The sequence below is a fragment of the Vibrio sp. 10N.247.311.14 genome (genome assembly GCF_041467715.1).
In the GTDB taxonomy this organism is placed as follows: domain Bacteria; phylum Pseudomonadota; class Gammaproteobacteria; order Enterobacterales; family Vibrionaceae; genus Vibrio; species Vibrio crassostreae_C.
This window is the reverse complement of record NZ_JBFSVE010000111.1, coordinates 1-2,186: the sequence shown is the minus strand read 5'-3', so window position 1 is coordinate 2,186 and position 2,186 is coordinate 1. Positions and strand designations below refer to the sequence as shown.

Here is a 2,186-nt window from a genome sequence, read left to right as displayed (position 1 = left end):
AATAATCACCCATACTGGCCGTTTCTATCTGAGATCCAATTAGGAAACAAAGCCGATTTAACCCGTCCATTGAACTCGCGGTAAAATCATCGAAATAAGCTAGTGATCTGAACCAGCGGAACTGGACACCTTTCAAACCGTCACTCCTCTTCTGAATATAGTTTTTGATGTCTTGAGTAAATTTTAAAGTCAAAGTACTGAACTTTGGTAATCCCCTTTGATGGGGAAGATCCATCAAGACATGAAATGTAAGAATGTCTCTATAACGATTAGGTTTGAGAGATCGATAAAGAACGCACCAATTAACGGCACGATAAAATACGCTTGTGGCGATGGGCCGTAGTAACCCGTGATACCATTCATATTGAGCATGGCTGTCGGTGTCGCACCCAAACCAAAGCCCGCATGACCACTTGCCATCACCGCGGCATCATAATTTTTACCGAGTAGCTTATAGGTAACGGACGTAACAAACACAATAGTAAACAATGTTTGAATCGTTAGGATAACCACCAGCGACAACGCCATATCAAACAGCTGCCAAAGTTTGATTTCAAGCAATGCCATAGATAAGAAGACACTTAGGGCAATTGAGCTTAAACGTGCCACTTCGACCATCGCAATCTTGGCAGGTTTGCTCTCGCTAAATAGTGTTGAGAATAGTGCACCAACAAATAACGCATAGACGAAATTTGGCACCATGTTCAGCCAATGCACATCGAGCACAAGCACTAAACTATGTAGCATTTGGCTGAGCTCAACACAGCATGCTAAAAGAACAACGCTTCCGATGCCATGTAGTACATTGCCCTTAGTCGGCATGTGATGGGCCTTTTTGTGTTCCACATCTGCTGCATGTACGTTCGGTGTTGAAAGTTGATTTTTTTCAACCAAATACGTGCCTAAAGGCGCTCCGATAATACCGCCAATCACAAGACCAAAAGTGGCACAGGCCATCGCGATTTCGAGTGCATTATCGACACCAAAATGGTCATGAAACATCGACGCCCATGCAGCACCTGTACCATGCCCACCTGATAGGGTGATAGAGCCCGTCATCAGTCCTAGCTTAGGATCCAGCCCTAAGAACGAGGCTGCAGCGACACCAATAGCGTCCTGAAAAATAATATAAACAACGGCGATTCCGAGAAAGACAACGAACAAGCGTCCACCTTGGAATAGCTGCTTGATATTTGCGCTTAAACCAATGCCTGCGAAAAACATCAGCATCAACGTCTCTTTATAAGGAAGTTCAAATTCGAACTCCATTCCCATGCGATATAAGCAAGTAGTAATTAAGGCTGCGATGCACCCACCAATCACCGGCCCTGGGATATGATATTTACTTAATATTGGTGTGTGTTTTTTGGTTACCTCACCAAACAACAACATCAAGAGTGCCAAAATGGCAGATTCAACGGCATTTACAGAAATTACATTCATTATCACGACCTAAACAACCGAATAAAAAAGCCCCGACTTGACGGGGCTTATATTTTCTAGCAACTACGAATTACGCAGAGAACTCTTGGAAGTACTCATCCAACACAGTGCGTGTTGCACGGCCAATTAGCTCGTACTCGTGGTGAGTAAGGTTCGCTAGTGATACGCGTACTGAGGCGTGTACTGTGTCGAAACCTTTACCAGGTAGTAAGATGACGCCAGTTTCGTGAGCAAGACGGAATAGGAAGTCTTTACCTTTCTCGTTAGCTTTGAACCAGTCGACAAACTCTTGACCGTAAAGTTTGCCACCTAGCGTGTCTAGCTCTAGGAGTGTGTAGTAATCCACACGGTCTTTGTTCTCTTCGATTTCTACACCCATGTTTTTGTAAAGCGTTGTGTAGCGCTCACGGATGATGCGTTTGCAAGCGGCTTTGTAGCGACCTTCTGAGTCCATTAGACAAGTTAGAGCAAACATCGCCATTTGCACTTGTTGCGGTAGAGATAGACCGGCAGTGTGATTCAAGGCTACGCTACGGCTATCCGCAACGATGCGGTCGATGAACTTAATGTCACGTGGCTCTGGAGTCAGTGTTTTGTAACGGCCATCAAGTTGACACTGTTTTTCTTCGCTGAAAGAACTTAGTGCGTCATCAAATACGTTTTTGTGTTGGATACCAATGGTACCTAAACGCCAGCCTGTTGCACCGAAGTATTTAGAGAATGAGTAAACACATAGTGTGTTA

General features: G+C 44.5%; 2 protein-coding genes. Both read right to left on the bottom strand.

Going from position 1 to position 2,186, the window contains the following annotated elements; translation table 11 throughout:
• Positions 1–234: 234 nt before the first annotated feature.
• Positions 235–1,443: a sodium/glutamate symporter gene (gene gltS / locus AB6F11_RS21615; RefSeq protein ID WP_017061004.1), complete on the bottom strand. Its 1,209-nt coding sequence runs from the start codon at positions 1,441–1,443 to the stop codon at positions 235–237.
• A 70-nt stretch (positions 1,444–1,513) separates the two neighbouring features.
• A partial coding sequence (locus AB6F11_RS21610) for an aminotransferase class I/II-fold pyridoxal phosphate-dependent enzyme (RefSeq protein WP_372179674.1) occupies positions 1,514–2,186 on the bottom strand: 673 nt, incomplete at its 5' end.

Bases quoted from the DNA above. Each gene is read 5' to 3' on its own strand.
- gltS (WP_017061004.1), bottom strand. From the start codon at position 1,443: ATGAATGTAATTTCTGTAAATGCCGTTGAATCTGCCATTTTGGCACTC.